The sequence below is a fragment of the Listeria innocua genome, assembly GCF_028596125.1.
GTDB classification, from domain to species: Bacteria; Bacillota; Bacilli; order Lactobacillales; family Listeriaceae; genus Listeria; species Listeria innocua.
The window spans coordinates 1,718,700-1,743,656 of record NZ_CP117229.1 but is presented as its reverse complement, the minus strand read 5'-3'; the positions used below and the strand labels follow the sequence as shown (position 1 = coordinate 1,743,656).

Sequence of the window (24,957 nt, the reverse complement as noted above, 5' to 3'; positions counted from 1 at the left end):
TACAACCTAACCTCTTTGATATATGTTTTTTCAAAGAGGTTAAGTAATTTATAAGGAGATAAATTATCGTGACTAATGAACTGTTGTATGAAGGAAAAGCAAAACGACTTTTTAAAACAGATGAGGCTGGGGTCTTGCGTGTTGCATATAAGGATGATGCGACTGCTCTAAATGGTGTTCGAAAAGAATCTTTTGCTGGTAAAGGCGAACTTAATAATCAGATTACATCACTTATTTTTTCTTATTTAGCAAAAGAAGGGATTTCGAGTCACTTTATTCGGGCGATTTCAGAAACGGAACAACTTGTTAAAGAAGTTTCGATTATTCCACTTGAAGTTGTTGTTCGTAATGTGATGGCTGGTAGTCTTGCGAAACGTCTTGGTAAAGAAGAAGGCGAGGAAATTCCAAATGCGATTGTGGAATTTTATTATAAAGATGATGCCTTAGATGATCCGTTTATTAATGATGATCATGTGCTTTATTTAGACATTGCGACAACAAATGAAATGGACACGATTCGTCAGGTTGCTCGTTCGATTAATAAGGTGTTACAAGAATTATTCAATCAAATGAATATTACTCTCATTGATTTTAAATTAGAATTTGGTCGTGATGCAGCGGGAAATATTTTGCTGGCGGATGAAATTTCACCAGATACATGCAGACTATGGGATAAGGAAACAAATCAAAAGCTCGATAAGGATGTCTTTCGTCGGAATATTGGCAATTTAACAGATGTGTATACAGAAGTATTGAATAGATTAAAGCAAGTTCAAAACTAGGAGGCCACAAAATGTATAATGTCAAAGTTTATGTCACTTTAAAGAAAAGCGTATTAGATCCACAAGGGGTTGCAGTAAAAGACGCAGCGAAAAGCATGGGTTACGAAGAAGTAGAAGATGTCCGTATTGGTAAATTTATGGAACTTAAAGTAGCGAAGTCAGATAGAGATATTCATGAAGTGTTGAATGAAATGTGCGACAAACTGTTAACAAATCCGGTGATGGAAGATTACCGATATGAAATTGAGGAGGCTTAAACGATGAAATTTGCTGTCATTCAGTTCCCAGGTTCAAATTGTGACCTTGATATGCTACATGCGATTCGCGATTCTCTTGGTGAGGAGGCGGAATATGTTTGGCATGCGGAAACAAGTCTTGCAGGTTTTGATGCGGTATTACTTCCAGGTGGATTTTCTTATGGAGATTACTTGCGAACTGGTGCGATTGCGAAATTTTCAAGTATTATGCCAGAAGTTTTACGCTTTGCTGAAATGGGAAAACCAGTGCTTGGTGTGTGTAACGGATTTCAAATTTTAACAGAAATTGGTTTACTACCAGGAGCTTTAATTAGAAACAATAATTTACATTTTATTTGTAAGACGGTGCCGCTTCGTGTGGCGAATGCCGATACAATGTTTACTGGACTTTATGAAGAAGGCGAAATTATTCAAGTTCCAGTTGCTCACGGGGAAGGTAATTATTACTGTGATGATGAAACACTTTTAAAATTAAAAGACAATAATCAAATTGTGTTTACATATGATAGCGTGAACCCAAATGGAAGTCGTGCAGATATTGCTGGTATCGTTAATGAACGCGGGAATGTGCTTGGAATGATGCCACATCCAGAACGCGCGGTGGAAGATATTATTGGCGGCACTGATGGTTTAAGACTTTTCGAGTCCGTTGTAAAAGCTTGGAAGGAGGAACAAGTAAATGCCTAACATGGAGCCAACGACAAAAGAAATTAAAGAACAAAAGATTTATCAAGAAATGGGTTTAACGGATAGTGAATATGAGCTTGTTTGTTCGATTCTTGGACGCGAGCCTAATTATACTGAAACAGGTCTTTTCTCTGTTATGTGGTCGGAACATTGTAGCTATAAAAATTCTAAACCAGTACTTCGGAAATTTCCTACAGAAGGAAAACAAGTTTTGCAAGGACCGGGTGAAGGTGCTGGGATTGTTGATATTGGCGATGGTTTAGGTGTTGCTTTTAAAGTCGAAAGTCATAATCATCCATCATACGTGGAGCCGTACCAAGGAGCTGCAACTGGTGTCGGCGGAATTATTCGTGATGTTTTCTCGATGGGAGCTAGACCGATTGCAATGCTGAACTCGCTTCGTTTTGGTGAGCTAGATACTCCACATGCGAAGTACTTAGTTAGTGAAGTTGTTGCTGGGATTGCTGGATATGGTAATTCGATTGGGATTCCAACTGTTGGCGGCGAAATCCAATTTGATCCTTGTTACACTAAAAATCCATTAGTAAATGCGATGTGTGTTGGCTTAATTGAAGCAAAAGATATTCAAAAAGGGCAAGCTAAAGGAATTGGCAACCCGGTGATGTATGTTGGCGCTAAAACTGGTCGTGACGGGATTCACGGTGCCACTTTTGCATCTGTAGAGTTTAGTGAAGAAGGCGAACAACAACGTTCTGCTGTACAAGTGGGCGATCCTTTTATGGAGAAATTGTTGCTTGAGGCTTGTTTAGATGTGATTCGTGATCATTCGGATATTTTAGTTGGGATTCAAGATATGGGAGCTGCTGGGCTTGTTAGCTCAAGTTCTGAAATGGCTTCAAAAGCGGGTGCTGGGCTAGAATTAATTATGGATGATGTGCCGCAACGTGAACTACATATGACGCCATACGAAATGTTACTTTCTGAATCTCAAGAACGGATGCTTCTATGTGTGAAAAAAGGTCATGTAGAAGAAATCCAAGCTTTATTTGAACGATATGGTTTAGAAGCAGTTGTGATTGGAAAAGTAACGGACGATAAAATGTATAAAATTATTCATCACGGTGAAGTGGTTGCGAATGTTCCTGTAGATGCGCTTGCAGAAGATGCGCCAGTTTATCATAAACCTTCGAAAGAACCAGCTCGTTACCAAGCTTTCCAAGAAGAGGAAGCATTTGTGCCGGTTATTGATGATGTGGTTGGTGTGTGGAAAGAGTTACTTGCTCAGCCAACGATTGCTAGTAAGCGACATATTTATGAACAATATGATTATCAAGTGCGCACAGACACAGCAGTTGTGCCCGGATCAGATGCGGCGATTGTTCGTGTGCGTGGAACCGAGAAGGCGATTGCGATGACAACTGACTGTAACTCGCGCTATTTGTATCTTGACCCAGAAGTAGGCGGAGCGATAGCGGTTGCGGAAGCGGCGCGCAATATCGTTTGTTCTGGCGGAAAACCACTCGCGATTACAGATGGACTTAATTTTGGTAATCCTGAAAAACCTGAAATTTTTTGGGAAATTGAAAAAGCAGCTGATGGTATTAGTGCAGCTTGTCTAGAGCTTGATACACCAGTCATTTCGGGAAATGTTTCGCTTTATAATGAAACAGATGGTACAGGAATTTATCCAACGCCGGTGATTGGGATGGTTGGTTTAGTAGAGGATTTGGCACACATTACGACACAAGATTTTAAAAATAGTGGCGATGTGATTTTCTTAATTGGTGAAACAAAAGCTGAATATAGTGGCTCGGAATTACAGAAATTACAACAAGGGAAAATTAGCGGACGCGCGCCAGAATTAGATTTAGCGACAGAGAAAAAATACCAACAATTACTTCTAACCGCGATTCAGGAAGGATTAGTTGCTTCCAGTCATGATTTAGCAGAAGGCGGGTTTGGTGTTGCTCTTGCGGAAGCGACATTTAAAGCAGGGCTTGGTGCGGATGTAGAAGTACCATTTGAGTTGAATCAACTATTCAGTGAATCACAATCACGTTTCTTAGTATCTGTAAAACCAGAAAATGAAGCAGCTTTTGCTAAATTAATGGAACTGGAAAAAGTATATCGACTTGGTGTAGTAACGGCAGATGAAACGATTCGCGTGAAACATAAAGAAGAGCTAGTAACTGCGAGTACATCTGATTTACGATCTATTTGGGAAGGGGCTATTCCATGCTTGCTGAAGTAAAAGGACTTAATGAAGAATGTGGTATTTTTGGTATTTGGGATCATCCTAATGCAGCGGAAATCACTTACTATGGGTTGCATAGTTTACAACATCGCGGTCAAGAAGGTGCCGGAATTGTTTCAACAGACGGAGAAACGTTAAAAGGGCATCGGAATCTAGGGCTTTTAGCAGATGTATTTAAGCACGGTGAACTAGACGATTTAAAAGGTAAGGCAGCAATTGGCCACGTTCGCTATGCGACAGCTGGTCAAAAAAACTTAGGAAATGTACAACCATTTTTATTTCATTTTCACAGTTCTTCACTTGCACTTGCGCATAATGGAAATTTAGTGAATGCGAAGACTTTACGCCGCGAATTAGAAGAAGAAGGAGCTATCTTTCAAACAAGTTCGGACACGGAAGTATTAGCGCATTTAATTAAACGCAGTCATACTGGTGATTTTGTAGAAGATTTAAAAGTAGCTTTAAACAAGGTCAAAGGTGGCTTTGCATATATGCTGCTTACAGAAGATACAATGTATGCCGCGCTTGATCCAAATGGCTTTAGACCGCTTTCGATTGGTCGAATTGGCGATTCTTATGTAGTTGCTTCTGAAACTTGTGCTTTTGAAACGGTTGGTGCTGAATTTGTCCGTGATGTGGAGCCAGGTGAACTGATTATTATTAATAATGACGGACTGCGGATTGAAAAATTCACTGAAAATGTGACGCATTCGATTTGTAGTATGGAATATATTTATTTTGCTCGTCCGGACTCTAATATTGCTGGAATTAATGTTCACTCAGCTAGAAAGCGTTCTGGGAAAAGACTTGCAAAAGAAGCATTTATTGATGCGGATGTAGTAACAGGTGTGCCGGATTCAAGTATTTCTGCGGCGATTGGGTATGCAGAAGAAGCCGGACTGCCGTACGAACTTGGTCTCATCAAAAATAGATATGTGGCAAGAACTTTTATTCAGCCATCGCAAGAACTTAGGGAACAAGGGGTTAGAATGAAGCTTTCTGCGGTGCGAGGAGTTGTGGAAGGTAAACGAGTTGTCATGATTGATGATTCCATCGTTCGTGGGACGACAAGTAAACGCATTGTCCAGCTTTTACGTGAAGCGGGCGCGGCGGAAGTTCATGTGAGAATCGCTTCTCCACCACTTGCTTATCCTTGTTTTTATGGAATTGATATTCAAACACGAAATGAATTGATTGCTTCTAATTATTCTGTTGATGAAATTTGCCGTATTATTGGCGCAGATTCTTTAGAGTATTTGAGTGAAGAAGGTTTAGTAGATTCCATTGGCAGACCTTATCCGAACGAACCTTATGGGGGACTTTGTATGGCTTATTTTAACGGGGATTATCCGACCCCTTTATACGATTATGAAGCAGAATATTTAGCGAGCTTAGAAGCAGAAAAATAATGAGGAGTGACAAATCGAATGGCAGAGAATGCATATAGTAAAGCAGGCGTGGACGTAGATGCTGGCTATCAAGTAGTCGAGCGCATCAAAAAGCATGTAGCTAGAACAGAGCGGATGGGCGCAATGGGTGCCCTTGGTTCTTTTGGCGGAATGTTTGACTTAAGTAGTTTGAATTTAAAAGAACCCGTTCTTGTTTCTGGTACAGATGGTGTTGGAACAAAATTGCTTTTGGCTATTGAAGCAGATAAGCATGATACGATTGGGATTGACTGCGTGGCAATGTGCGTGAATGACATTTTAGCTCAAGGTGCCGAGCCATTATTTTTCTTAGATTATATCGCAACAGGGAAGACAGATCCTGTTAAAATGGAACAAATTGTTAAAGGGGTAGCTGATGGTTGTGAACAAGCTGGGGCGGCTTTAATTGGCGGGGAAACTGCTGAAATGCCCGATATGTACGGGGCAGATGATTATGATTTAGCAGGTTTTACTGTCGGAGCTGTCGAGAAAAAGAAACTGATTACAGAAGGTGCAGTCAAAGCCGGAGATACTCTCATTGGTATCCCGTCGAGCGGAATTCATAGTAATGGTTACTCACTAGTCCGAAAAATTTTCTTTAAAGACAATGACTTTAAGTTAAATGAAGCGTTCACGGAACTAGATGTGCCACTTGTGGAAGAGTTACTTAAGCCGACACGCATTTATGTGAAGCCAGTTTTAGAAGTTTTAAAAGCAGTGGATGTTCACGGTATTACTCATGTGACAGGTGGCGGATTTGTAGAGAATTTACCACGGATGTTAACAAATGATTTAGCTGTCAAAGTGGAGCTTGGTTCGTGGCCGGTTCTTCCAATTTTTGACTTAATGAAAAAATACGGTCAATTGAGCGAACTTGAAATGTATGAGATTTTCAATATGGGTATCGGAATGGTGTTGGCAGTTGCGAAAGAGGATGTCGAAAAAACATTAGAAGTACTCGTTCAAAACGGGGAAGCGGCTTATGTTATTGGAGAAGTAACAACACGTTCTGATGATGCCGTTATTTTCGGAGGCGCAAAAGGATGAATATAGCTATTTTTGCTTCTGGTAATGGCTCGAATTTTCAAGCTTTAGTAGATGATGAGCTTATTAAGCCTCATGTGAAGCTACTTGTCTGTGATAAACCAAACGCCTATGTTGTAGAACGCGCAAACAAGCAAAATATTCCGGTTTTCCTGTTTGATGTGAAAAATTATCCGGATAAAGAGGCTTTTGAAACCGAAATTTTATTAGAACTGCGCGGTTTGGAAATTGATTTATTAGTGCTTGCGGGTTATATGCGCTTGATAGGGCCTACGTTACTTGCGGAATTCCCTGAGCAAATTGTTAACTTGCATCCGTCGTTATTACCTGCATTCAAAGGGAAAGATGCGATTGGTCAAGCTATCGAAGCGAAAGTATCAGAAACCGGTGTTACAGCTCATTTTGTGGATGCCGGGATGGATACAGGACCAATGATTGACCAGGTCAAAGTAGTGGTAGCTAAAACAGAAACAGCAGACAGTTTAGCTGAAAAAATTCATCAAGTAGAACATATTTTTTATCCAAAAGTGATTCGAGGATTAATTCAAAATGGAGGGAACGATTAATTATCATGAAAAGAGCGCTTATAAGTGTATCAGATAAAAACGGCATCGTGCCATTTGCAGAAAAATTAGTAGAACTTGGTGTAGAAATTATTTCAACTGGTGGGACAAAAGCAGCATTTGAACAAGCTGGCGTACCGGTTACGGGAATTGAAGCAGTTACCGAATTTCCAGAAATGCTTGATGGCCGAGTAAAAACGCTTCATCCAGCTATTCATGGTGGTTTGCTTGCAAGACGTGATACGGCGGAACATATGGAAGCAATTGCTGCACATGATATTAAGCCAATTGATTTAGTCATTGTTAATTTGTATCCTTTCCAAGAAACGATTCAAAAACCTGGTGTTACTTTAGAAGAAGCGATTGAAAACATTGATATTGGCGGACCTTCGATGTTACGTTCTGCTGCGAAAAATTATGCGGCGGTAACTGTTGTGGTTGATACAGCGGACTACGATACAGTACTTACAGAACTACAAGAACACGGCGCAACTACTTTTGAAACGCGCCAACGTCTTGCTGCTAAAGTATTTCGACACACAGCAGCTTATGATGCTTTAATTGCAGAGTACTTAACGGATGTTACCGGTGAAACTTTCCCAGAAAAAGTAACATTAACTTACAATCGAAAACAAGTTTTGCGTTACGGTGAAAATCCTCACCAAGATGCAGCTTTTTATACAGAACCACGTGCGGTTGAAAACTCGATTAGTGCTGCGAAACAGTTGCACGGTAAAGAGTTATCTTATAACAACATTCGCGATGCAGATGCGGCACTTAAAATTGCTAGTGAATTCAAAGAACCAGTGGCAGTTGCAGTAAAACACATGAATCCATGCGGAGTTGGCGTTGGTGAAACGATTGAAGAAGCTTATTTAAAAGCCTACGAAGCAGATGAAATATCTATTTTTGGTGGAATTGTTGCTTTAAATAAAGAAGTTGATGCGAAAACGGCAGAACATATGAGTAAAATTTTCTTAGAAATCATTATTGCACCAAGTTTTTCCGAAGCAGGTTTTGCGATTTTAGCGAAAAAGAAAAATATTCGTTTGTTAACTGTTCCATTTGCAGGTAACGTGGAAGGTTTTGAGAAAACTTCTGTTAACGGTGGACTTCTTATCCAAGCGAATGACGCTCTTGTAGAAGATACAACAAGTTATGAAGTAGTGACAGAAAAACAACCAACCAACTCAGAAATGAAAGCTTTACTTGCTCAGTGGAAAATTGTCAAACATGTCAAATCAAACGCGATTGTTGTTGGCTCAGATAAACAAACGCTTGGAATTGGCGCTGGTCAAATGAATCGAATCGGTTCAGCCTTGATTGCGCTAGAACAAGCTGGTGAAAAAGCAAAAGGCGCTGTACTTGCCTCCGATGCCTTTTTCCCGATGGATGATACAGTTGAGGCTGCGGCAAAAGCAGGTATTACGGCGATTATTCAACCTGGTGGATCGATCAAAGATAAAGAATCAATTGCAATGGCTGATAAATATGGAATTTCCATGGTTCTAACTCATGTACGCCATTTCAAACATTAATCCTCATAAAAAGGACGTGTCATTAAATGAATTTATTAGTAGTTGGTAGCGGCGGTCGAGAACATGCTATTAGTAAAAAATTACTAGAATCAAACAATGTCGAAAAAGTATATTGCGCTCCCGGAAATGACGGAATGCGTTTAGATGATATTCAATTAGTTGCTATTTCCGAAACAGATAAAGTTGGTTTGATTGATTTTGCCAAGAAAGCAGACGTTTCCTTTGTCATCGTTGGACCTGAAGTACCTCTTTTAGAAGGGGTGGTAGATGCGTTTGAAGAAGCGGGAATCAAAGCTTTCGGACCAAAAGCAAATGCGGCTTTAATTGAAGGTAGTAAAGACTTCGCCAAGCAATTTATGGAGAAATATGCCATTCCCACTGCTGCCTCAAGAACTTTCACTGATTATGCGGAGGCTAAAGCATATTTGGATGAACGCGGTGTACCAATCGTTATTAAAGCAGACGGATTAGCCGCTGGAAAAGGTGTCACAGTAGCTTTAGAGATGGAAGAAGCTGTCCTTGCGTTAAAAGATATGATGTTAGAAGAAAAATTCGGTGACGCATCTCTCAAAGTCGTTATAGAGGACTTTTTAGCTGGCGAAGAGTTTTCCTTGATGGCTTTTGTAAACGGGGAAGAAGTGTATCCAATGGCGATTGCACAAGATCATAAACGTGCTTATGAAGGCGATAAAGGACCTAATACTGGTGGCATGGGTGCTTATTCACCAGTACCACATATTTCAGAAGATGTAGTGAATGAAGCTGTTGAAAAAATCCTTCGCCCCGCTGCAAAAGGAATGGTGCAAGAAGATCGCTACTTCCGCGGAATTCTTTATGCAGGTCTTATTTTAACGACAGAAGGGCCAAAAGTAATTGAATTTAACGCGCGATTTGGTGATCCGGAAACACAAGTCGTATTGCCTCGTTTAGAAAGTGATTTTGCAGCACTTATAGCAGCTTTACTCAACAACGAAAAACCAGAAGTTCGCTTTAAAAAAGAAGGAATTACGCTCGGTGTCGTTTTAGCAAGTGCCGGTTACCCAGAACATTATGAAAAAGGAAATAAACTCACTGGCTTAAATGATATTAGAGAGGATGTCGCCATTTATCATGCGGGAACAAAACAAAATGAAAACGGGGAATTTGTCTCAAGTGGCGGCCGCGTTTTATTACTAGCAAAAGAAGCTGAAACCATGAGTGATGCCCGGACTTTACTGTATCCAGAAATGCAAAAACTAGATAATCCAAATTTCTTTTACCGAATGGATATTGGAACAAAGGCAGAATAATAAAAAGTACTATCTTTAAGCAAATTGCTTGGATAGTACTTTTTTTGTTTATTTCGTAAAGAGAAACGTTTGTGTTTTACGCGTTGGTACGTTAAAATATGAAAGTAGGATATATGAGATTATTTGGAGGTAAAGATATGCAAATAGAGAAGTTGCGTGGACAAGGATTGGATGAATTCTTCCAAGGGATTTTAACGCTCGAGAATTTAGAAGAATGTTATGCTTTTTTTGATGATGTTTGTACTGTGAACGAAATACAATCCATGGCTCAACGTTTCCAAGTAGCAAAAATGCTTCATGATGGAAAAACGTATAATGTGATTGAATCTGAGACAGGTGCAAGTACAGCAACAATTTCACGTGTAAAACGTTCACTTCATTATGGCAATGATATGTACGATGTCGTATTTTCAAGAATGACAAAGCCAGAATAAGATTGGTAGGGATTAATATTGAAAAAGTTTAATAGTAAAACCTATCAGATTGTAATCATCTCTATTCTTGCTCTTGCAGTTATTTATTTTGTGATTAATATGATTTCCACTGGAACTGGGCTTGATTTTTCTTTACTGTGGCACTGGGTCTTTATTATTTGTTTTATTTTCACGACGCTTGCTAATGTTAGAGAAAAACGAGCAATTGGAACGGCGATTGGCCTAAGTGGAATCCTGATTTGTGTGACAAGTATCGTACTGATGGCAATATAATAAAAGCAATCTCGCTAAGAAATTAGCGGATTGCTTTTTTTGTTAAAACAGAAAATCAATTAAACCAGTTGCGGAGAGAAAGACAAAAATAATCGCAATTGGTGCAATATATTTAATGAGAAAGAGCCAAATAATAAAAACCTTTTTGCCAAAATGGCTGCTCGTGGTAAATTCTTTTAAAAGTAATTCACGAGGTAATCGGTAACCAACAAAAATAGCGATAAATAAAGCACCAACTGGCAAGATAATATTCGACACAAGATAATCGGCAGCATCAAAAATACTTAGTCCAAAAATCTGAACATCGCTCCAAACACCGAAACTAAGTGCACTTGGAATTGCCATTAACACAATCACAAGCCCCATCCAAAGACTCGCTTTTTTACGATTAACACCCGCATTCATCAGCGGAGCAACTGTTGCTTCAAGCATGGAGAAGCTAGACGTTAGCGCGGCGAATAAGAATAAAATTAAGAAAATAATAAAGAACAACATCCCAAACGGCATTTGATTAAATATCGAGGGCAAAATAACAAACAATAACCCCGGACCTGCATCTGGCGTAATGTTAAACGAAAATGCCGCTGGAAAAATAGCTAACCCAGCAAGTAATGAAACAAACACATTCATAAGCGAAACTGAAATCGCTGACTGAGGTAAACTAGTCGATTTGTTCAAATAAGAACTATACGTAACCATCACCGAAATCCCCACACTGAGTGAAAAGAACGCCTGACCGAGTGTAATAAGGACTGTTTGAGCAGTAAAATGACTAAAATCTGGTCGTAAGAAAAATGCGACACCTTCCATTGCGCCTGGTAATGTCAAGGACCTGATAATTAACACTATAAATAAAATAAAAAGCGCGGGCATCATAAACTTGCTCATTTTTTCAATTCCGCTAACAACTCCGCGGCTAATAACGATCACATTGAGTAAAATAAAGAAAATTGTCGCACCAACCGAAATCCATGGGTTGGCTGTCGTCACTTGAAAATCATGGAGTAAAGTCGCTTGGTTTTCACCGGCAATTCCACCAGTGAGCGTTTTAATTAAATAAGTAATAATCCAACCGCCAACGACACTATAAAATGAAAATAAAATACTTGCGCCAACTACGCCTAATTTTCCAATTAAGTTCCATTTCGTTCCAGGTGCGAGCGTTTTATAAGCTTGAACCGCATCCCCACCAGAACCTCGTCCAATAACAAACTCAGCAATCAAAAGTGGCATGACTACAAGTAAGGTTAAAACTAAAAACAATAAGAAAAATGCGCCACCTCCTGCAGTTGCAGCCACATAAGGCAGTTTCCAAATCGCGCCAATTCCTATTGCGGACCCAGCGGATGCTAAAATAAATCCGACTTTTGAGCCCCATTCTTCTCTGTTTTCTTGCATAATATCCCCATTTCCTTTTTTCTATGTCAATACTCTAGAAGTCATAATAAAATCAAATTTTCCTCATCATACCATAAAATAAAAGCTATCCCAACAAGAAGTCGTAAAAAAAGCTTAAAAAAAGTTAAAATTTCCTATTGTAAGGGTGCGATGAAATGTAACTAATGCTATAATAAGATATCCCATTATAGAGAATTGGAGGAGCATATGAAGCATTTATTCAAGTTAGACCCAGCAAAGAATTTACCTCGTAATAGTGTCACAAAGCTCATTCATTCTGGAACCGATGGATTTATCATTGGTGGGACAGATAATTTAGAAATAGAAGCAGTCGAAAATCTGTATGAATTATTAGCTGAAACAGATTTGCCGATTTTCCTTGAAGTAAGCGATGAATCCATGATTTTACCGGAAGCAGAACATTTTTTAATTCCAGTCGTATTAAATACGGAAAATAGTAAATGGACGCATGGTTTACACAAAGAGTTAATCAAGGAACTAGGGGACTTTATTCCTTGGAAGCGAATCACATCAGAAGGTTATGTTATTTTAAATAAAGACGCAAAAGTTGCCCAGTTAACAGAAGCGAAAACAGACTTAACGGATGAAGATATTATTGCTTATGCGCGATTAGCAGAGAATATATTTCGTCTGCCGATTTTTTATGTCGAATATAGCGGGATGTACGGCGATCCAGAAGCAGTAAGAAAAGTAAGTGAAGTTTTAAGCGACACTGAGTTTTGGTATGGTGGCGGAATCCGTTCCAAAGAACAAGCTGCTGAAATGGCGAAGTACGCGGATACGATTATTGTGGGCAATATTATTTATGAGGATTTAGAAAAAGCACTAGAAACCGCAACTATTTTTATGGAGAAAACGGTTTGATTATAAAGTGTAGTATGATAAAATAAGAACAAATGTTTGTATGGTGGTGTATAGGAGAATGCAATTGAATGCAAAAGAATTAGTTGACGGATTAAACCCAGAACAACGAAAAGCAGTAGAAAGTACAGAAGGACCTTTATTAATTATGGCTGGTGCAGGGAGTGGTAAAACACGTGTTTTAACCCATCGCATCGCTTATTTAGTAAGAGAACGTGGCGTGAATCCTTATAATATTTTAGCGATTACGTTTACCAATAAAGCAGCGCGTGAAATGAAATCACGGATTGGTAATTTAATGGGCGGAGAAGCGGAATCAATTTGGATTTCCACTTTTCACTCCATGTGCGTAAGAATTTTACGTCGTGATATAGACCGGATTGGCTACGAACGCAATTTTACTATTTTAGATGGAAGTGACCAATTATCGGTTATTAAAGGCATTTTAAAAGAAAAGAATGTCGACCCTAAGAAGTTTGAGCCACGAGGTATTTTGGCTTCTATTAGCAATGCAAAAAACGAACTTATAACTGCAAGCGAATATATAAAAGAAGCAAGTGGTTTCTACGATAAAATGGTCGGCGAAGTCTATGAAAAATATGAAAAGAAACTGAAGAAAAATCAAGCGCTCGATTTTGATGATTTAATTATGGTGACGATTCAATTATTTGAACGTGTTCCAGATGTTTTAGAATATTATCAGCGCAAGTTTCAATACATTCACGTGGATGAGTACCAAGATACCAACCACGCGCAGTACTTACTTGTAAAACTACTTGCCTCTAGATTTAAGAATTTATGTGTCGTTGGTGACTCTGACCAATCAATCTACGGCTGGCGCGGGGCAGATATTAGTAATATTATGTCTTTCGAAAAAGATTACCCGAGCGCCAAAACCATTTTCCTAGAAGAGAATTACCGTTCGACCAAACGTATTTTAGAAGCGGCGAACCGTGTAATCGAAAATAACGGCAATCGTAAACCAAAAAATCTTTGGACTAGTAATGCGGAAGGGAAGAAGATTTTTTACCATAAGGCGTTAACTGAGAAAGAAGAAGCGGCTTACGTCGTTATGAAAATTCAAGAAGAAGTAAACAATTCGAGTCGTCCTCTTTCTGATTTTGCGATTCTTTATAGAACCAATGCCCAGTCCCGTGTAATGGAAGAATATTTCATGAAGTCAAATATGGCTTACACAATGGTCGGCGGTACGAAATTCTATGATAGAAAAGAAATTAAAGACATTTTGGCTTATTTACGACTTATTAGTAATAATGAAGATGATATTAGTCTGACACGTATCATCAACGTACCAAAACGCGGAGTTGGACCAGGCACATTAGAAAAACTAAACAATGTTGCCGCAGCTTACGATTTAAGTTTGTTTGAAGTACTTAATCGCATTGAATTAGCCGGGATTTCTGCTAAAATAAGCAAAGATTTAGTTGCTTTCCATGATTTGGTTCGCGGATTCACCCAAATGCAAGATTTTCTATCCGTAACCGAACTTGTAGAAGAAATTCTCGAAAAAACAGGTTACCGAGCAATGCTGAAAAACGAACGAACTATTGAAGCTCAAACTCGCTTAGAAAATATCGATGAGTTTTTATCTGTTACACAAAACTTTGAAAAAGAAAATGACGATAAAACATTACTCGCATTTTTAACGGATTTAGCACTGGTTGCTGATGTTGATAAGTTAGAAGAAGATAATGAAGAACAAAACGGTGCGGTGACGCTGATGACGCTTCACTCTGCCAAAGGGCTAGAATTCCCAGTTGTCTTTTTAGTTGGGATGGAAGAAGGAATTTTCCCACATTCTAGAGCCATTTATGAAGAAGAAGAAATGGAAGAAGAACGCCGCCTTGCTTACGTTGGTATCACTCGTGCAGAAGAAGAACTTTTCTTAACGAGCGCGTATTCCCGGATGCTTTACGGTCGTCCATCATCCAACCAAGAATCTCGCTTTATTGGCGAAATTCCTCGTGACTTACTAGAATTAGGCAACGAAAATAAATTAACAGCTGATAAACCTTATGCCAAACCGCGGATGCCGCAAAAAGCAACTACTGCCTATAAATCTTCTGGAGCGGAAACACTCGGTTGGACAGTCGGCGATAAAGCTAGTCATAAGAAATGGGGCGTAGGAACAGTCGTAAGTGTCAAAGGCGAAGGTAGCGGAATGGAACTTGATATTGCATTCCCAAGCCCAACTGGAGTCAAACGATTGCTCGCAGAATTTGCGCCAATTGAAAAAGTATAAATTTGGAAAAAGCAGGTGAAGAAATGGCTGATAAAAAACGGTATGAAGAACTAATAAACATACTTGATCAATACAGCTATGATTATTATGTAATTGATAATCCAACAGTAGAAGATGCCGAATACGATCAAAAGATGCAAGAACTACTTAAAATAGAAGAAGCGCATCCAGAATGGGTTACACCTGAATCACCGTCGAAACGAGTAGGCGGAGAAGTTTTAGAAGGTTTTAAAAAAGTAGAACATGACACACCAATGTTAAGCTTGGCCAATGCGTTTAATCGCGATGATTTGGCTGATTTTGACCGCCGTATCCGCGATAAAGTCGGTGATGACATTAGTTATATGTGCGAACTGAAAATTGACGGACTAGCCGTATCACTTCAATACGAAAATGGTAAGTATAAACAAGGTGCTACGCGAGGTGATGGAACAGTTGGTGAAGACATCACTGCTAATTTACGCACGATTCGTTCTATCCCAATGAAACTGAAAAAAGCTTATTCCATTGAAGTCCGCGGTGAAGCTTTTATGCCAAAACGTTCCTTCCAAAAATTAAATGAAATACGCGAAGAAGAAGGCCAGATGTTATTTGCAAATCCGCGAAATGCAGCGGCTGGCTCACTTCGTCAATTAGATACAAAAATTGCTGCATCTAGAAACCTTGATATTTTCCTTTATGCAGTAGCTGATTTTGGTGAAATGGGTGTTGAAACACATAGCGCGGGCTTAGATATGCTTGAAACACTAGGCCTTAAAGTCAATAAAGAGCGTAGACTTTGCAGTAATTTAGAGGAAGTATATGCTTACATTGACGAGTGGACGGAAAAACGAGCTGGTTTAGCTTACGATATTGATGGTATCGTTTTAAAATTAAATAATTTAGAACAACAACGCCAAATGGGGACAACAGTTAAATCACCACGATGGTCAATTGCTTATAAATTTCCTGCAGAAGAAGTACCAACTAAACTGCTGGATATTGAATTAAACGTTGGCAGAACTGGCGTAATAACTCCCACAGCGGTGTTAGAACCAGTAAGAGTTGCAGGAACTACAGTTAGCCGTGCGTCACTTCATAACGAAGACTTAATTACAGAAAAAGATATTCGCATTGGCGATACCGTTTTAATTAAAAAAGCAGGCGATATTATTCCTGAAGTGATTAAGAGCATTACCGAAGAACGTAACGGTAGTGAAGAACCTTTCCGTATGCCAAAAAACTGTCCAACCTGTGATAGTGAACTTGTTCGCTTAGAAGAAGAAGTAGCACTAAGATGTATTAATCCTAAGTGTCCAGCTCAAATTAAAGAGGGGCTTATCCATTTTGTTTCAAGAAATGCGATGAATATCGATGGCCTTGGAGAAAAAGTTATTATTCAGCTATTTTCAATGCATTTAATTAAAGATGTTGCAGATTTGTTTTTCCTTTCGAAAGAGAAACTGTTAGAATTAGAAAGAATGGGTGAGAAATCAGTAACCAATTTACTGGCATCCATCGAAGCAAGTAAACAAAATTCGCTTGAAAAATTACTTTTTGGCTTGGGAATCCGCCATGTTGGTGCTAAAGCAGCCAAATCGCTTGCAGTTCATTTTGAAACAATGGATAATTTGAAAATAGCAGACAAAGAAACACTGACAAGTATTAATGACATTGGGGAAAAAATGGCAGATAGCATTGTGACTTATTTTGCGAATGAAGAAGTACATGATTTACTGGAAGAACTAAAAAGGGCTGGCGTCAATATGACCTATACAGGGCCAAAACTAGAAAACATGTCCGAAGAGGAGCTTGTTTTTGCAGGGAAAACAGTTGTTTTAACTGGAAAACTGGAAAAATTAACACGAAACGATGCAAAAGCATTAATCGAATCACTCGGGGGAAATGTTTCTGGAAGCGTCAGTAAGAAAACGGATGTTGTTGTAGCTGGCAGTGATGCTGGTTCTAAACTAGCCAAAGCTGAAGAACTAGCAATTCCTATTTGGTCCGAAGAAGACTTAATAGAGTACTTACCAGACGAAGGTGGATTAAACGAATGAAAAAACTCATAATTGCAGCGCTCGGTTTAACGCTTATTCTCTCTGGCTGTGCCCCAAAACTCGACTCAAACGATAAAGTGGTACAAAAAGATGATAAAAAAGCAGAAACGGGCATCATGACAAAAAATCAAATTTCATCCAATTATTACAAAACGGTATTACCGTACAAAGCAAGTAAATCTCGTGGACTTGTAGTATCGAATATTTACTCAAGATACGATATTAACGAGTTAGAATCTGGTTTAATGCGAGTTTCCCAAAATAAATATTCGCCAGACAATTATCTTTTCCAAGAGGGGCAGTATTTGGACAAGGAAACACTAGAAAAATGGTTAGACCGGAAAAGTGAAAAAAATCCTAATGGTTTAAATCCAGAAAGTAATGGCGACGGAAAAGATCGTAAGCCAATTTATTTAGCTCACATTTTAGAACAAGATTATTTAAAACAAACAGATAAAGATACTGTAGCGCTTGGTGGGATTTCAATCGCGCTGGCAATGAATTCAGTTGATTACTATCAAAAAGAACAATACGGCGACACTTTTGAACAAGAAATCAGTGACAGCGATTTACTAGCACAAGGTAAAGAAATGTCTGGTACTGTATTGAACCGAATTCGCCAAACAAAAGGGTTAGAAAATGTTCCAGTTACGATTGCTATTTATAAACAAGGGCCACGTGATGCTGTAGCTCCAGGTAATTTTCTTACTTATGCAACAGCAAACGGTGACAGCTTATCCAGTTGGAAAGACGTAGAAGAAAAAAATTACGTTTTACCTTCCACTGAATCTGCAAAAGATCACAAAACTGACAATGATAATTTCCTTAACTTCAAAAAAGCTATTGAAGATTACTACCCGAACTTTACAGGTGTAGTTGGTCGCGCTAGATATGAAGACGGGCAATTAGCAGAACTTAGTATTGATATTCCATTGCAATTTTATGGGCAAGCAGAAATTATTGGCTTTACACAATATGTAACAGATTTAGTAGGACAACATATTCCTAAAACAGCTGATTTACAAGTCAATATTTCTACATCAGACGGTCCAGCTGCATTAATTACTAGAAAAGCAAATGAAGACGCAGCTACTGCTCACATTTATGATTAATAAAAAACAATGCGAATTGTTCTTTCCTGTTGTATAATTATGCAGGAGAGGACAGTTCTTCCCATTTAGCAAGGCGGGAAGCACTACCGCATAGAAAGTACCACTAAAAAGGAGGATGGCATTTTGTCAAATATATCCAAAGAAACAGTAGAAAAAGTAGCAAATCTTGCCAAACTAGAAGTATCAGAAACAGAAGCAACTGCTTTTGCTGGTCAGCTTGGTAAAATTATTGAGCTAGTGGAGCAATTAAATACACTAGATACAAACAATGTAGAGCCAACAAGCCATGCAATCGATGTATCGAATGTGTTACGTGAAGACGTAGCAACGAAAGGCCTTGATCGTAAAGAAGTACTGAAAAATGCGCCGGATCAACAAGACGGCATGTTCAAAGTACCAACAATAATGGAACAATAAACACGCTAAGGAGGGAAAATATTTTGGGCTTATTTGATTTTTCAGTAAAAGAATTACATGATAAATTAGTAAAAAAAGAAATCACACCTTTTGATTTAGTAACAGAATCATTTAACCGTATTGAAGCAGTAGAGGATAAAGTCGGTTCATTTATTACTTTAAACAAAGAAACAGCTCTTGGTGTAGCAGAAGAGCTTGGTGATGCAGGTATTGATCCGAACAATATGCTGGCTGGTCTTCCTATCGGTATTAAAGATAATATCGTAACTAAAAACTTACGTACAACAGCAGCAAGTAAAATTTTAGAAAACTTCGATCCAATTTATGATGCGACGGTTGTTTCTAAATTAAAAAACGCGCAAACGATTAATATCGGAAAATTAAATATGGATGAATTCGCGATGGGTTCTTCTACAGAAACATCTTACTTCCATAAAACACATAATCCATGGGATTTATCAAGAGTTCCTGGTGGATCTTCAGGTGGTAGCGCATCCGCAGTTGCAGCAGGCGAAGTATTATTCTCGCTTGGTAGTGACACTGGTGGATCGATTCGCCAACCAGCAGCTTTTTGTGGGGTAGTCGGAATGAAACCTACATATGGCCGTGTATCTCGTTTTGGTTTAATTGCCTTTGCGTCTTCTTTAGACCAAATCGGCCCAATTACAAAAAATGTAGAAGATAATGCTTATTTATTAGAAGCGATTTCTGGTTTAGATGCAAATGATTCTACATCGATTAACCAACCAGTAGAACGTTTCTCAGATAGCTTAACAGGTGATATTAAAGGCTTACGCATCGGTGTTCCAAAAGAATACCTTGGTGAAGGCGTGGATTCTGGTGTCAAACAAGCTGTGTTAGATGCACTTAAAACACTCGAAAAACTTGGCGCTACTTGGGATGAAGTTTCTTTACCTCATTCTGAATACGGTGTAGCAAGTTATTACATTTTAGCATCCAGTGAAGCTTCTTCTAACCTTTCTCGTTTTGACGGCGTTCGTTACGGATACCGTTCTCCAAACGCGACTACTTTAGAAGAACTTTATACAAAAACACGTTCTGAAGGCTTTGGTGATGAAGTAAAACGTCGTATTATGCTTGGAACATACGCATTAAGTTCTGGTTATTACGATGCTTACTACAAAAAAGCACAACAAGCACGTACGTTAATTAAACAAGATTTTGTTGACGTGTTTAAAAACTACGATGTTATTATCGGACCTAGTTCCCCGACAACAGCATTTAAAATTGACGGGATGATTAATGATCCAATTACAATGTATTCCAATGATATTTTAACTGTTCCAATTAACTTAGCAGGCGTACCAGCTATTTCTGTTCCTTGTGGATTTTCAGAAGGATTACCGGTAGGATTACAAATTATCGGTAATTACTTTGAAGAATCTTTACTATACAAAGTAGCGCACGCATTTGAACAAGAAACAACATTCCATAAAGAAAAACCAAACTTATAGGAGGCGTAGCAATGAATTTTGAAACAGTTATTGGACTTGAGGTTCACGTAGAGTTAAAAACCAATTCAAAAATATTTTCTTCTGCGCCAGCTCATTTTGGAGCAGAACCAAATACAAATACAACCGTAGTAGATCTAGGAATGCCAGGTGTTTTACCAGTTTTAAATAAACGTGCTGTCGAATATGGTATGAAAGCTGCAATGGCGATTAACTGCGAAATTGCTGAGCATACAAAATTTGACCGTAAAAACTATTTTTATCCTGATAACCCGAAAGCATACCAAATTTCTCAATTCGATAAACCAATTGGCGAACATGGCTGGATTGAAATCGAAGTTGGGGGTAAAAAGAAAAAAATCGGCATCACTCGTCTTCATTTGGAAGAAGATGCAGGGAAAAATACGCATACATCGCACGGTTATTCTTTAGTGGATATTAACCGTCAAGGAACACCACTCATCGAAATCGTTTCAGAACCAGATATTCGTTCTGCAGAAGAAGCTTATGCGTACTTAGAAAAATTAAAATCTATCATTCAATACACTGGCGTATCCGATGTGAAAATGGAAGAAGGTTCGATGCGCTGTGATGCCAACATTTCTATTCGTCCAATCGGGCAAGAAGAATTTGGCGTGAAAACAGAACTTAAAAACCTAAACTCCTTCAACAATGTGCGTAAAGGGATTGAATACGAAGAAAAACGCCAAGCAGAAGTACTTAAGTCTGGCGGCATTATCGAACAAGAAACTCGTCGTTTTGAAGAAGCAACTGGTAAAACTTCCTTGATGCGTATCAAAGAAGGTTCGGATGATTATCGTTATTTCCCAGAGCCAGACTTAGTAGATCTATTTATTGATGATGCTTGGAAAGAACGCATTCGCGCTGAAATTCCAGAACTTCCAGACAAACGTCAAATCCGTTATATCAATGATCTTGGTTTACCAGCATACGATGCGATGGTTCTTACGCTTACAAAAGAAATGTCTGATTTCTTTGAAGCAACTCTTGCAGCTGGAGCAGACGCTAAACAAGCATCTAACTGGCTGATGGGTGAAGTTTCTGCTTACTTAAATGCAGAACAAAAAGAACTTCACGACACAGGATTAACACCAGAAAATCTAGCAGGAATGATTAAATTAATCGAAGCTGGAACTATTTCCTCTAAAATCGCCAAAAAAGTTTTCCGTGAATTAGCACAAAACGGTGGCGATGCAGAGCAAGTTGTAAAAGATAAAGGACTTGTTCAAATTTCCGATGAAGGAGCTTTACGTACTATCATTGGAGAAATTTTAGATAACAACGAACAATCTATTATCGATTACAAAAATGGGAAAGATCGTGCAGTTGGTTTCCTTGTAGGCCAAGTTATGAAAGCAACAAAAGGCCAAGCAAACCCACCAATGGTTAATAAAATTTTACTAGAAGAAATGAACAAACGTTAATTTTTAGGCAGTGAGGCATTTCGCTTCACTGCTTTATTTATTAGGAATTTATAGCGAAATTTGCTATAATGTTACTATCATGTGTCAAAACGCGCTTTTCTTTTGAACAACGCTGTTTGAGTGAAGGAGAGGACGAACATAATGCAAAAACACGCTCGAGTTATTTATAATCCCACATCTGGAAGAGAGATTATCAAGAAAAATCTCGCAGATGTCCTTTCGATATTAGAGCAAGCAGGTTATGTAACATCTGCACATGCCACAACTGCAGAGCCAGGTGACGCCAAGCACGCAGCAGAAGAAGCTGTAAGAGATCGATATGATTTAGTCGTTGCAGCAGGCGGAGATGGTACCATTAATGAAGTTATTAATGGGATTGCAGAACAACCTTATCGACCAAAAGTAGGGATTATTCCAACCGGGACAACCAATGATTTTGCAAGAGCCTTACATGTTCCTAGAGACGTGATAAAAGCAACGAAGATTATAGCAGCTGGTCAAAGTGTAGCAATGGATATAGGTAAAGCAAATGATACTTATTTTATTAATATTGGTGGTGGGGGTAGGCTTACAGAGCTCACGTATGATGTCCCAAGCAGATTAAAAACAATGCTTGGACAATTAGCTTATTACTTAAAAGGAATTGAAATGCTCCCTTCCTTAAAAGCTACCAAAGTAAAAGTAGAATATGATCAAGGTGTCTTTGAAGGGGAAGTAATGTTTTTTCTTTTAGGTTTAACCAATTCTATTGGAGGCTTTGAAAAAATTGCTCCTGATGCCAAGTTAGATGATGGTAAGTTTTCGCTCATCATCGTCAAAAAAGTGAATTTAGCAGAATTTATTCGCTTAGTTACTTTGGCGCTTAGAGGAGATCATATTAAAGAACCAAACGTTATTTATGTAAAATCAGAAAAAGTAAGCGTACACTCTGAAGACAAGATGCTTATTAACCTTGACGGAGAACTTGGTGGCGAAACCCCGATGGAATTCCGCAATTTAAAACAGCATATTGAATTTTTTGCGAGTGTAGATGATATTCCAGCAACCGATTTATTTATAAAAGAAAATAGCTAAAAACTGCCCAGCTTGGTAGTTTTTTTCTTTAGCCTAAATGTCCTAACTGCAACATAGTAAAAAGGATGTAATTATTGTTAGATATTTGTCTTATTTGCGCAAAACAAGTATAATAGGTATCTTGACAAGAAATGAGGTGAATGCGATATGACGAGTGGATATGTATTAAAAAAATTCATTATGGTAATAGTTATCCTTATCATTGCTATCGCAGCGGCTATATTTTTCTTTTGGCAGGTTGATGCCGAAGAACAAGCGCCGACAGTCAGTAAATCAGAATTAATTGAAAGTAATAAAGTGTGGATAAACGACCAAATGCAAATTCCCTTAGAGGATAATGTATTTCTATCTATCCCATCTCCAAGTACTGAAGCAACAATCGCTAAAAACGGCGATTTAATCATAGCAACAACTAATCCAGAAATTTTAAATAAATTAGCAGCTTCTAATAGTCGTTATGACGGAATGAAGGCATATCGTCTTCGCATTGAAGCGAAAAAAGTTTCGGAATATATTACTAATACAAAATATCGTTATCCAACAACGACCGTCCAAAAAAAGTTTGCTAATTACGAAATTAAAAGCGGCGAACGAACAATCGAAACAGGTCAAAAAGCTATAAAAGCAGAATCAACTAAAAAAAGCGATATTAAATTAACACTTGAAACAACTTATTCAAGTAAGGACGCAGAAGTTGCTGCAGCTATTTTTAGCAATAAAATTCCCGATGAAATAACTATAAATGACAATACAAAAAATTTAAGTACTCAAAAAAACGTAACGATTTATCCAAAATCATTTGTTTATGATTTTACTTTACAAAAAAATACGATGCTTATATTTAAAGACCAAAAAGAAGCAACTATCACAGAACCAATCGGCATCGAATACATTATTAAGTAAAGCAAAGAGAGGGGCAAGGGACTTTGGAAGCATCCCTTTTAAAAAAGAACCAATCCGTAGAACTAACTATTGAAGATTTAACACATGACGGCAGTGGTGTAGGTAAGATTGATGGCTATCCGCTTTTCATTCCAAATGCATTACCAGGAGAAAAGATAACTGCAAAAATTACTAAATTAAATAAAAATTACGGCTTTGCGCGGATGGAAAATATTGAAGTTGTTAGTGCTGAACGTGTTGAACCACCTTGTGCCGTATATTCAAAATGTGGTGGCTGTAGTTTACAACATTTGAGCTACGATGGACAACTAGCTTTTAAACGAAACCAAGTAGAAGAAACAATGAAACGCATTGGTAAGTTAAATGTAGAAGTACCAGACACGCTTGGTATGGAAAACCCGTGGCGCTATCGTAATAAATCACAAGTTCCAGTTGGCTTTGTGAACGGAAAATTAACAGCCGGTTTTTATCAAAAAAGAAGCCATGATATTATTGATATGTCGACATGCCTGATTCACAATGAAAAAGGGGATGTTGCCGTTCAAAAAACAAGAGAAATCTTGGCAAAATATGGCACAGAACCTTACGATGAAAAAACAGGTAAAGGTGATATTCGCCATATTATGACTAGGTTTGCGCACACTACAGGTCAATTAATGATTGTCCTTGTAACAACGAAAGAGCGCCTTCCTTTTAAAGCGGAAATTATTCAAGACTTAACGAATCAATTAGAAGTAACGTCTATCGTTCAAAATATTAACCCACAAAAAACAAATGTGATTTTCGGTGATCGTACGAAAACACTTTGGGGAAGTGATATTATTGAAGATACGATTCATGGTATTAGATTTGCTATTTCGGCACGTTCTTTTTATCAAGTAAATCCTTTGCAAACAGAGGTTTTATATCAACAAGCTATTGATTCCGCCGAGTTAACGGGAGAAGAAACCGTGATTGATGCATATTGCGGGATTGGCTCGATCTCACTTTGTCTTGCGAAAAAAGCCAAACATGTTTACGGTGTTGAAATTGTTGACCAAGCTATTCAAGATGCCCGTGCGAATGCTGAATTAAACAATCTAACGAATACAACCTTTGAAACAGGTAAAGCCGAAGAAGTTATTCCACAGTGGTATAAGAACGGGATTGTAGCGGATGTTTTAGTAGTAGACCCACCGAGAAAAGGTTGTGATGAAACACTACTTGAAACAATTCTTGCAATGAAACCAAAGAAAGTAGTATATGTTTCTTGTAATCCAGGGACGCTTGCTCGAGATATGAAGATATTAACAGAAGGCGGTTATGAAGCGAAGAAAGTGCAACCAGTAGATATGTTTCCGATGACGACACATATTGAAGCTGTGACCGTTTTAACCTTAAAATAAACATACAAAAACCGCCAAAATGGGATAAATGGCGGTTTTTGCTTTTCGAGTGTGTGTG

22 protein-coding genes are annotated in these 24,957 nt (G+C 38.4%); 21 read left to right on the top strand and 1 reads right to left on the bottom strand.

The genetic code is table 11. The features are described 5' to 3' along the window. Positions 1 to 68: 68 nt before the first annotated feature. The 11 genes from purC (at position 69) to PQQ29_RS09160 (ending at position 10,509) form a co-directional block, all read left to right on the top strand. Positions 69 to 782: a phosphoribosylaminoimidazolesuccinocarboxamide synthase gene (purC, locus tag PQQ29_RS09210; RefSeq protein WP_187984165.1), complete on the top strand. Its 714-nt coding sequence runs from the start codon at positions 69 to 71 to the stop codon at positions 780 to 782. Positions 783 to 793: 11 nt separating this feature from the next. Continuing rightward, a complete protein-coding gene (gene purS, locus PQQ29_RS09205) occupies positions 794 to 1,039 on the top strand; it encodes a phosphoribosylformylglycinamidine synthase subunit PurS (RefSeq protein WP_003722248.1) in 246 nt (81 codons plus the stop codon). Positions 1,040 to 1,042: 3 nt separating this feature from the next. Continuing rightward, complete coding sequence (gene purQ / locus PQQ29_RS09200; RefSeq protein ID WP_010991003.1) at positions 1,043 to 1,726, top strand: phosphoribosylformylglycinamidine synthase subunit PurQ; 684 nt, start codon at positions 1,043 to 1,045, stop codon at positions 1,724 to 1,726. Further along, entirely contained in the window at positions 1,719 to 3,938 is a 2,220-nt protein-coding gene (gene purL / locus PQQ29_RS09195) for a phosphoribosylformylglycinamidine synthase subunit PurL (protein ID WP_003769069.1), read from the top strand. Before purQ ends, purL begins: the two co-directional genes overlap by 8 nt. Further along, on the top strand, positions 3,923 to 5,350 hold the full coding sequence (gene purF / locus PQQ29_RS09190; RefSeq protein WP_003762854.1) for an amidophosphoribosyltransferase: 1,428 nt from the start codon (positions 3,923 to 3,925) through the stop codon (positions 5,348 to 5,350). Before purL ends, purF begins: the two co-directional genes overlap by 16 nt. An 18-nt stretch (positions 5,351 to 5,368) precedes the next feature. After that, on the top strand, positions 5,369 to 6,415 hold the full coding sequence (gene purM / locus PQQ29_RS09185; RefSeq protein WP_003769067.1) for a phosphoribosylformylglycinamidine cyclo-ligase: 1,047 nt from the start codon (positions 5,369 to 5,371) through the stop codon (positions 6,413 to 6,415). Next, on the top strand, positions 6,412 to 6,978 hold the full coding sequence (gene purN / locus PQQ29_RS09180) for a phosphoribosylglycinamide formyltransferase (RefSeq protein ID WP_003762851.1): 567 nt from the start codon (positions 6,412 to 6,414) through the stop codon (positions 6,976 to 6,978). The genes purM and purN overlap by 4 nt, the downstream gene beginning before the upstream one ends. Before the next feature lie 5 nt (positions 6,979 to 6,983). Next, a complete protein-coding gene (gene purH / locus PQQ29_RS09175; RefSeq protein ID WP_003769065.1) occupies positions 6,984 to 8,513 on the top strand; it encodes a bifunctional phosphoribosylaminoimidazolecarboxamide formyltransferase/IMP cyclohydrolase in 1,530 nt (509 codons plus the stop codon). 26 nt (positions 8,514 to 8,539) lie between these two features. Then, positions 8,540 to 9,802, top strand: coding sequence for a phosphoribosylamine--glycine ligase (purD, locus tag PQQ29_RS09170; protein ID WP_010990999.1), 1,263 nt, complete (start codon positions 8,540 to 8,542; stop codon positions 9,800 to 9,802). Positions 9,803 to 9,939: 137 nt separating this feature from the next. Continuing rightward, a complete protein-coding gene (locus PQQ29_RS09165) occupies positions 9,940 to 10,236 on the top strand; it encodes a YerC/YecD family TrpR-related protein (protein WP_003720075.1) in 297 nt (98 codons plus the stop codon). Between the two features lie 18 nt (positions 10,237 to 10,254). Further along, the gene (locus PQQ29_RS09160; RefSeq protein ID WP_003722240.1) at positions 10,255 to 10,509 is read left to right on the top strand and encodes a hypothetical protein; all 255 of its coding nucleotides are present in this window, start codon (positions 10,255 to 10,257) and stop codon (positions 10,507 to 10,509) included. Positions 10,510 to 10,551: 42 nt separating this feature from the next. Here the strand turns inward: PQQ29_RS09160 and PQQ29_RS09155 are convergent, their stop codons facing one another. Next, positions 10,552 to 11,907 (bottom strand): sodium-dependent transporter, encoded by a 1,356-nt coding sequence (locus PQQ29_RS09155; protein WP_187984164.1) that lies wholly within the window; start codon positions 11,905 to 11,907, stop codon positions 10,552 to 10,554. Between the two features lie 207 nt (positions 11,908 to 12,114). On the opposite strand from PQQ29_RS09155, the gene pcrB reads away from it, so the two are divergent. The 10 genes from pcrB (at position 12,115) to rlmD (ending at position 24,899) form a co-directional block, all read left to right on the top strand. After that, on the top strand, positions 12,115 to 12,792 hold the full coding sequence (gene pcrB, locus PQQ29_RS09150) for a heptaprenylglyceryl phosphate synthase (RefSeq protein ID WP_003769060.1): 678 nt from the start codon (positions 12,115 to 12,117) through the stop codon (positions 12,790 to 12,792). A 64-nt stretch (positions 12,793 to 12,856) separates the two neighbouring features. Further along, complete coding sequence (gene pcrA, locus PQQ29_RS09145) at positions 12,857 to 15,052, top strand: DNA helicase PcrA (protein WP_187984167.1); 2,196 nt, start codon at positions 12,857 to 12,859, stop codon at positions 15,050 to 15,052. Between the two features lie 23 nt (positions 15,053 to 15,075). Next, the gene (gene ligA / locus PQQ29_RS09140; protein ID WP_045552667.1) at positions 15,076 to 17,091 is read left to right on the top strand and encodes an NAD-dependent DNA ligase LigA; all 2,016 of its coding nucleotides are present in this window, start codon (positions 15,076 to 15,078) and stop codon (positions 17,089 to 17,091) included. Next, the gene (locus PQQ29_RS09135; protein WP_003762831.1) at positions 17,088 to 18,203 is read left to right on the top strand and encodes a CamS family sex pheromone protein; all 1,116 of its coding nucleotides are present in this window, start codon (positions 17,088 to 17,090) and stop codon (positions 18,201 to 18,203) included. Before ligA ends, PQQ29_RS09135 begins: the two co-directional genes overlap by 4 nt. A 123-nt stretch (positions 18,204 to 18,326) precedes the next feature. Further along, on the top strand, positions 18,327 to 18,620 hold the full coding sequence (gene gatC / locus PQQ29_RS09130) for an Asp-tRNA(Asn)/Glu-tRNA(Gln) amidotransferase subunit GatC (protein WP_003762830.1): 294 nt from the start codon (positions 18,327 to 18,329) through the stop codon (positions 18,618 to 18,620). Between the two features lie 23 nt (positions 18,621 to 18,643). Beyond that, positions 18,644 to 20,095 carry an Asp-tRNA(Asn)/Glu-tRNA(Gln) amidotransferase subunit GatA gene (gene gatA / locus PQQ29_RS09125; RefSeq protein WP_187984163.1) on the top strand — a complete coding sequence of 484 codons (1,452 nt, stop codon included), beginning with the start codon at positions 18,644 to 18,646 and terminating at the stop codon, positions 20,093 to 20,095. Positions 20,096 to 20,106: 11 nt separating this feature from the next. Next, entirely contained in the window at positions 20,107 to 21,537 is a 1,431-nt protein-coding gene (gene gatB / locus PQQ29_RS09120) for an Asp-tRNA(Asn)/Glu-tRNA(Gln) amidotransferase subunit GatB (RefSeq protein WP_003762825.1), read from the top strand. 141 nt (positions 21,538 to 21,678) lie between these two features. Next, positions 21,679 to 22,611, top strand: coding sequence for a diacylglycerol kinase (locus PQQ29_RS09115; RefSeq protein ID WP_003762823.1), 933 nt, complete (start codon positions 21,679 to 21,681; stop codon positions 22,609 to 22,611). A gap of 147 nt (positions 22,612 to 22,758) precedes the next feature. Further along, positions 22,759 to 23,514, top strand: coding sequence for a hypothetical protein (locus PQQ29_RS09110; RefSeq protein WP_003769050.1), 756 nt, complete (start codon positions 22,759 to 22,761; stop codon positions 23,512 to 23,514). Positions 23,515 to 23,537: 23 nt separating this feature from the next. Further along, positions 23,538 to 24,899 carry a 23S rRNA (uracil(1939)-C(5))-methyltransferase RlmD gene (gene rlmD / locus PQQ29_RS09105; RefSeq protein WP_003762819.1) on the top strand — a complete coding sequence of 454 codons (1,362 nt, stop codon included), beginning with the start codon at positions 23,538 to 23,540 and terminating at the stop codon, positions 24,897 to 24,899. Positions 24,900 to 24,957 lie beyond the last annotated feature (58 nt).

Bases quoted from the DNA above. Each gene is read 5' to 3' on its own strand.
- purS (WP_003722248.1), top strand. From the start codon at position 794: ATGTATAATGTCAAAGTTTATGTCACTTTAAAGAAAAGCGTATTAGAT.
- purQ (WP_010991003.1), top strand. From the start codon at position 1,043: ATGAAATTTGCTGTCATTCAGTTCCCAGGTTCAAATTGTGACCTTGAT.
- purL (WP_003769069.1), top strand. From the start codon at position 1,719: ATGCCTAACATGGAGCCAACGACAAAAGAAATTAAAGAACAAAAGATT.
- purF (WP_003762854.1), top strand. From the start codon at position 3,923: ATGCTTGCTGAAGTAAAAGGACTTAATGAAGAATGTGGTATTTTTGGT.
- purM (WP_003769067.1), top strand. From the start codon at position 5,369: ATGGCAGAGAATGCATATAGTAAAGCAGGCGTGGACGTAGATGCTGGC.
- purN (WP_003762851.1), top strand. From the start codon at position 6,412: ATGAATATAGCTATTTTTGCTTCTGGTAATGGCTCGAATTTTCAAGCT.
- purH (WP_003769065.1), top strand. From the start codon at position 6,984: ATGAAAAGAGCGCTTATAAGTGTATCAGATAAAAACGGCATCGTGCCA.
- purD (WP_010990999.1), top strand. From the start codon at position 8,540: ATGAATTTATTAGTAGTTGGTAGCGGCGGTCGAGAACATGCTATTAGT.
- PQQ29_RS09165 (WP_003720075.1), top strand. From the start codon at position 9,940: ATGCAAATAGAGAAGTTGCGTGGACAAGGATTGGATGAATTCTTCCAA.
- PQQ29_RS09155 (WP_187984164.1), bottom strand. From the start codon at position 11,907: ATGCAAGAAAACAGAGAAGAATGGGGCTCAAAAGTCGGATTTATTTTA.
- pcrB (WP_003769060.1), top strand. From the start codon at position 12,115: ATGAAGCATTTATTCAAGTTAGACCCAGCAAAGAATTTACCTCGTAAT.
- ligA (WP_045552667.1), top strand. From the start codon at position 15,076: ATGGCTGATAAAAAACGGTATGAAGAACTAATAAACATACTTGATCAA.
- PQQ29_RS09135 (WP_003762831.1), top strand. From the start codon at position 17,088: ATGAAAAAACTCATAATTGCAGCGCTCGGTTTAACGCTTATTCTCTCT.
- gatB (WP_003762825.1), top strand. From the start codon at position 20,107: ATGAATTTTGAAACAGTTATTGGACTTGAGGTTCACGTAGAGTTAAAA.
- PQQ29_RS09115 (WP_003762823.1), top strand. From the start codon at position 21,679: ATGCAAAAACACGCTCGAGTTATTTATAATCCCACATCTGGAAGAGAG.
- PQQ29_RS09110 (WP_003769050.1), top strand. From the start codon at position 22,759: ATGACGAGTGGATATGTATTAAAAAAATTCATTATGGTAATAGTTATC.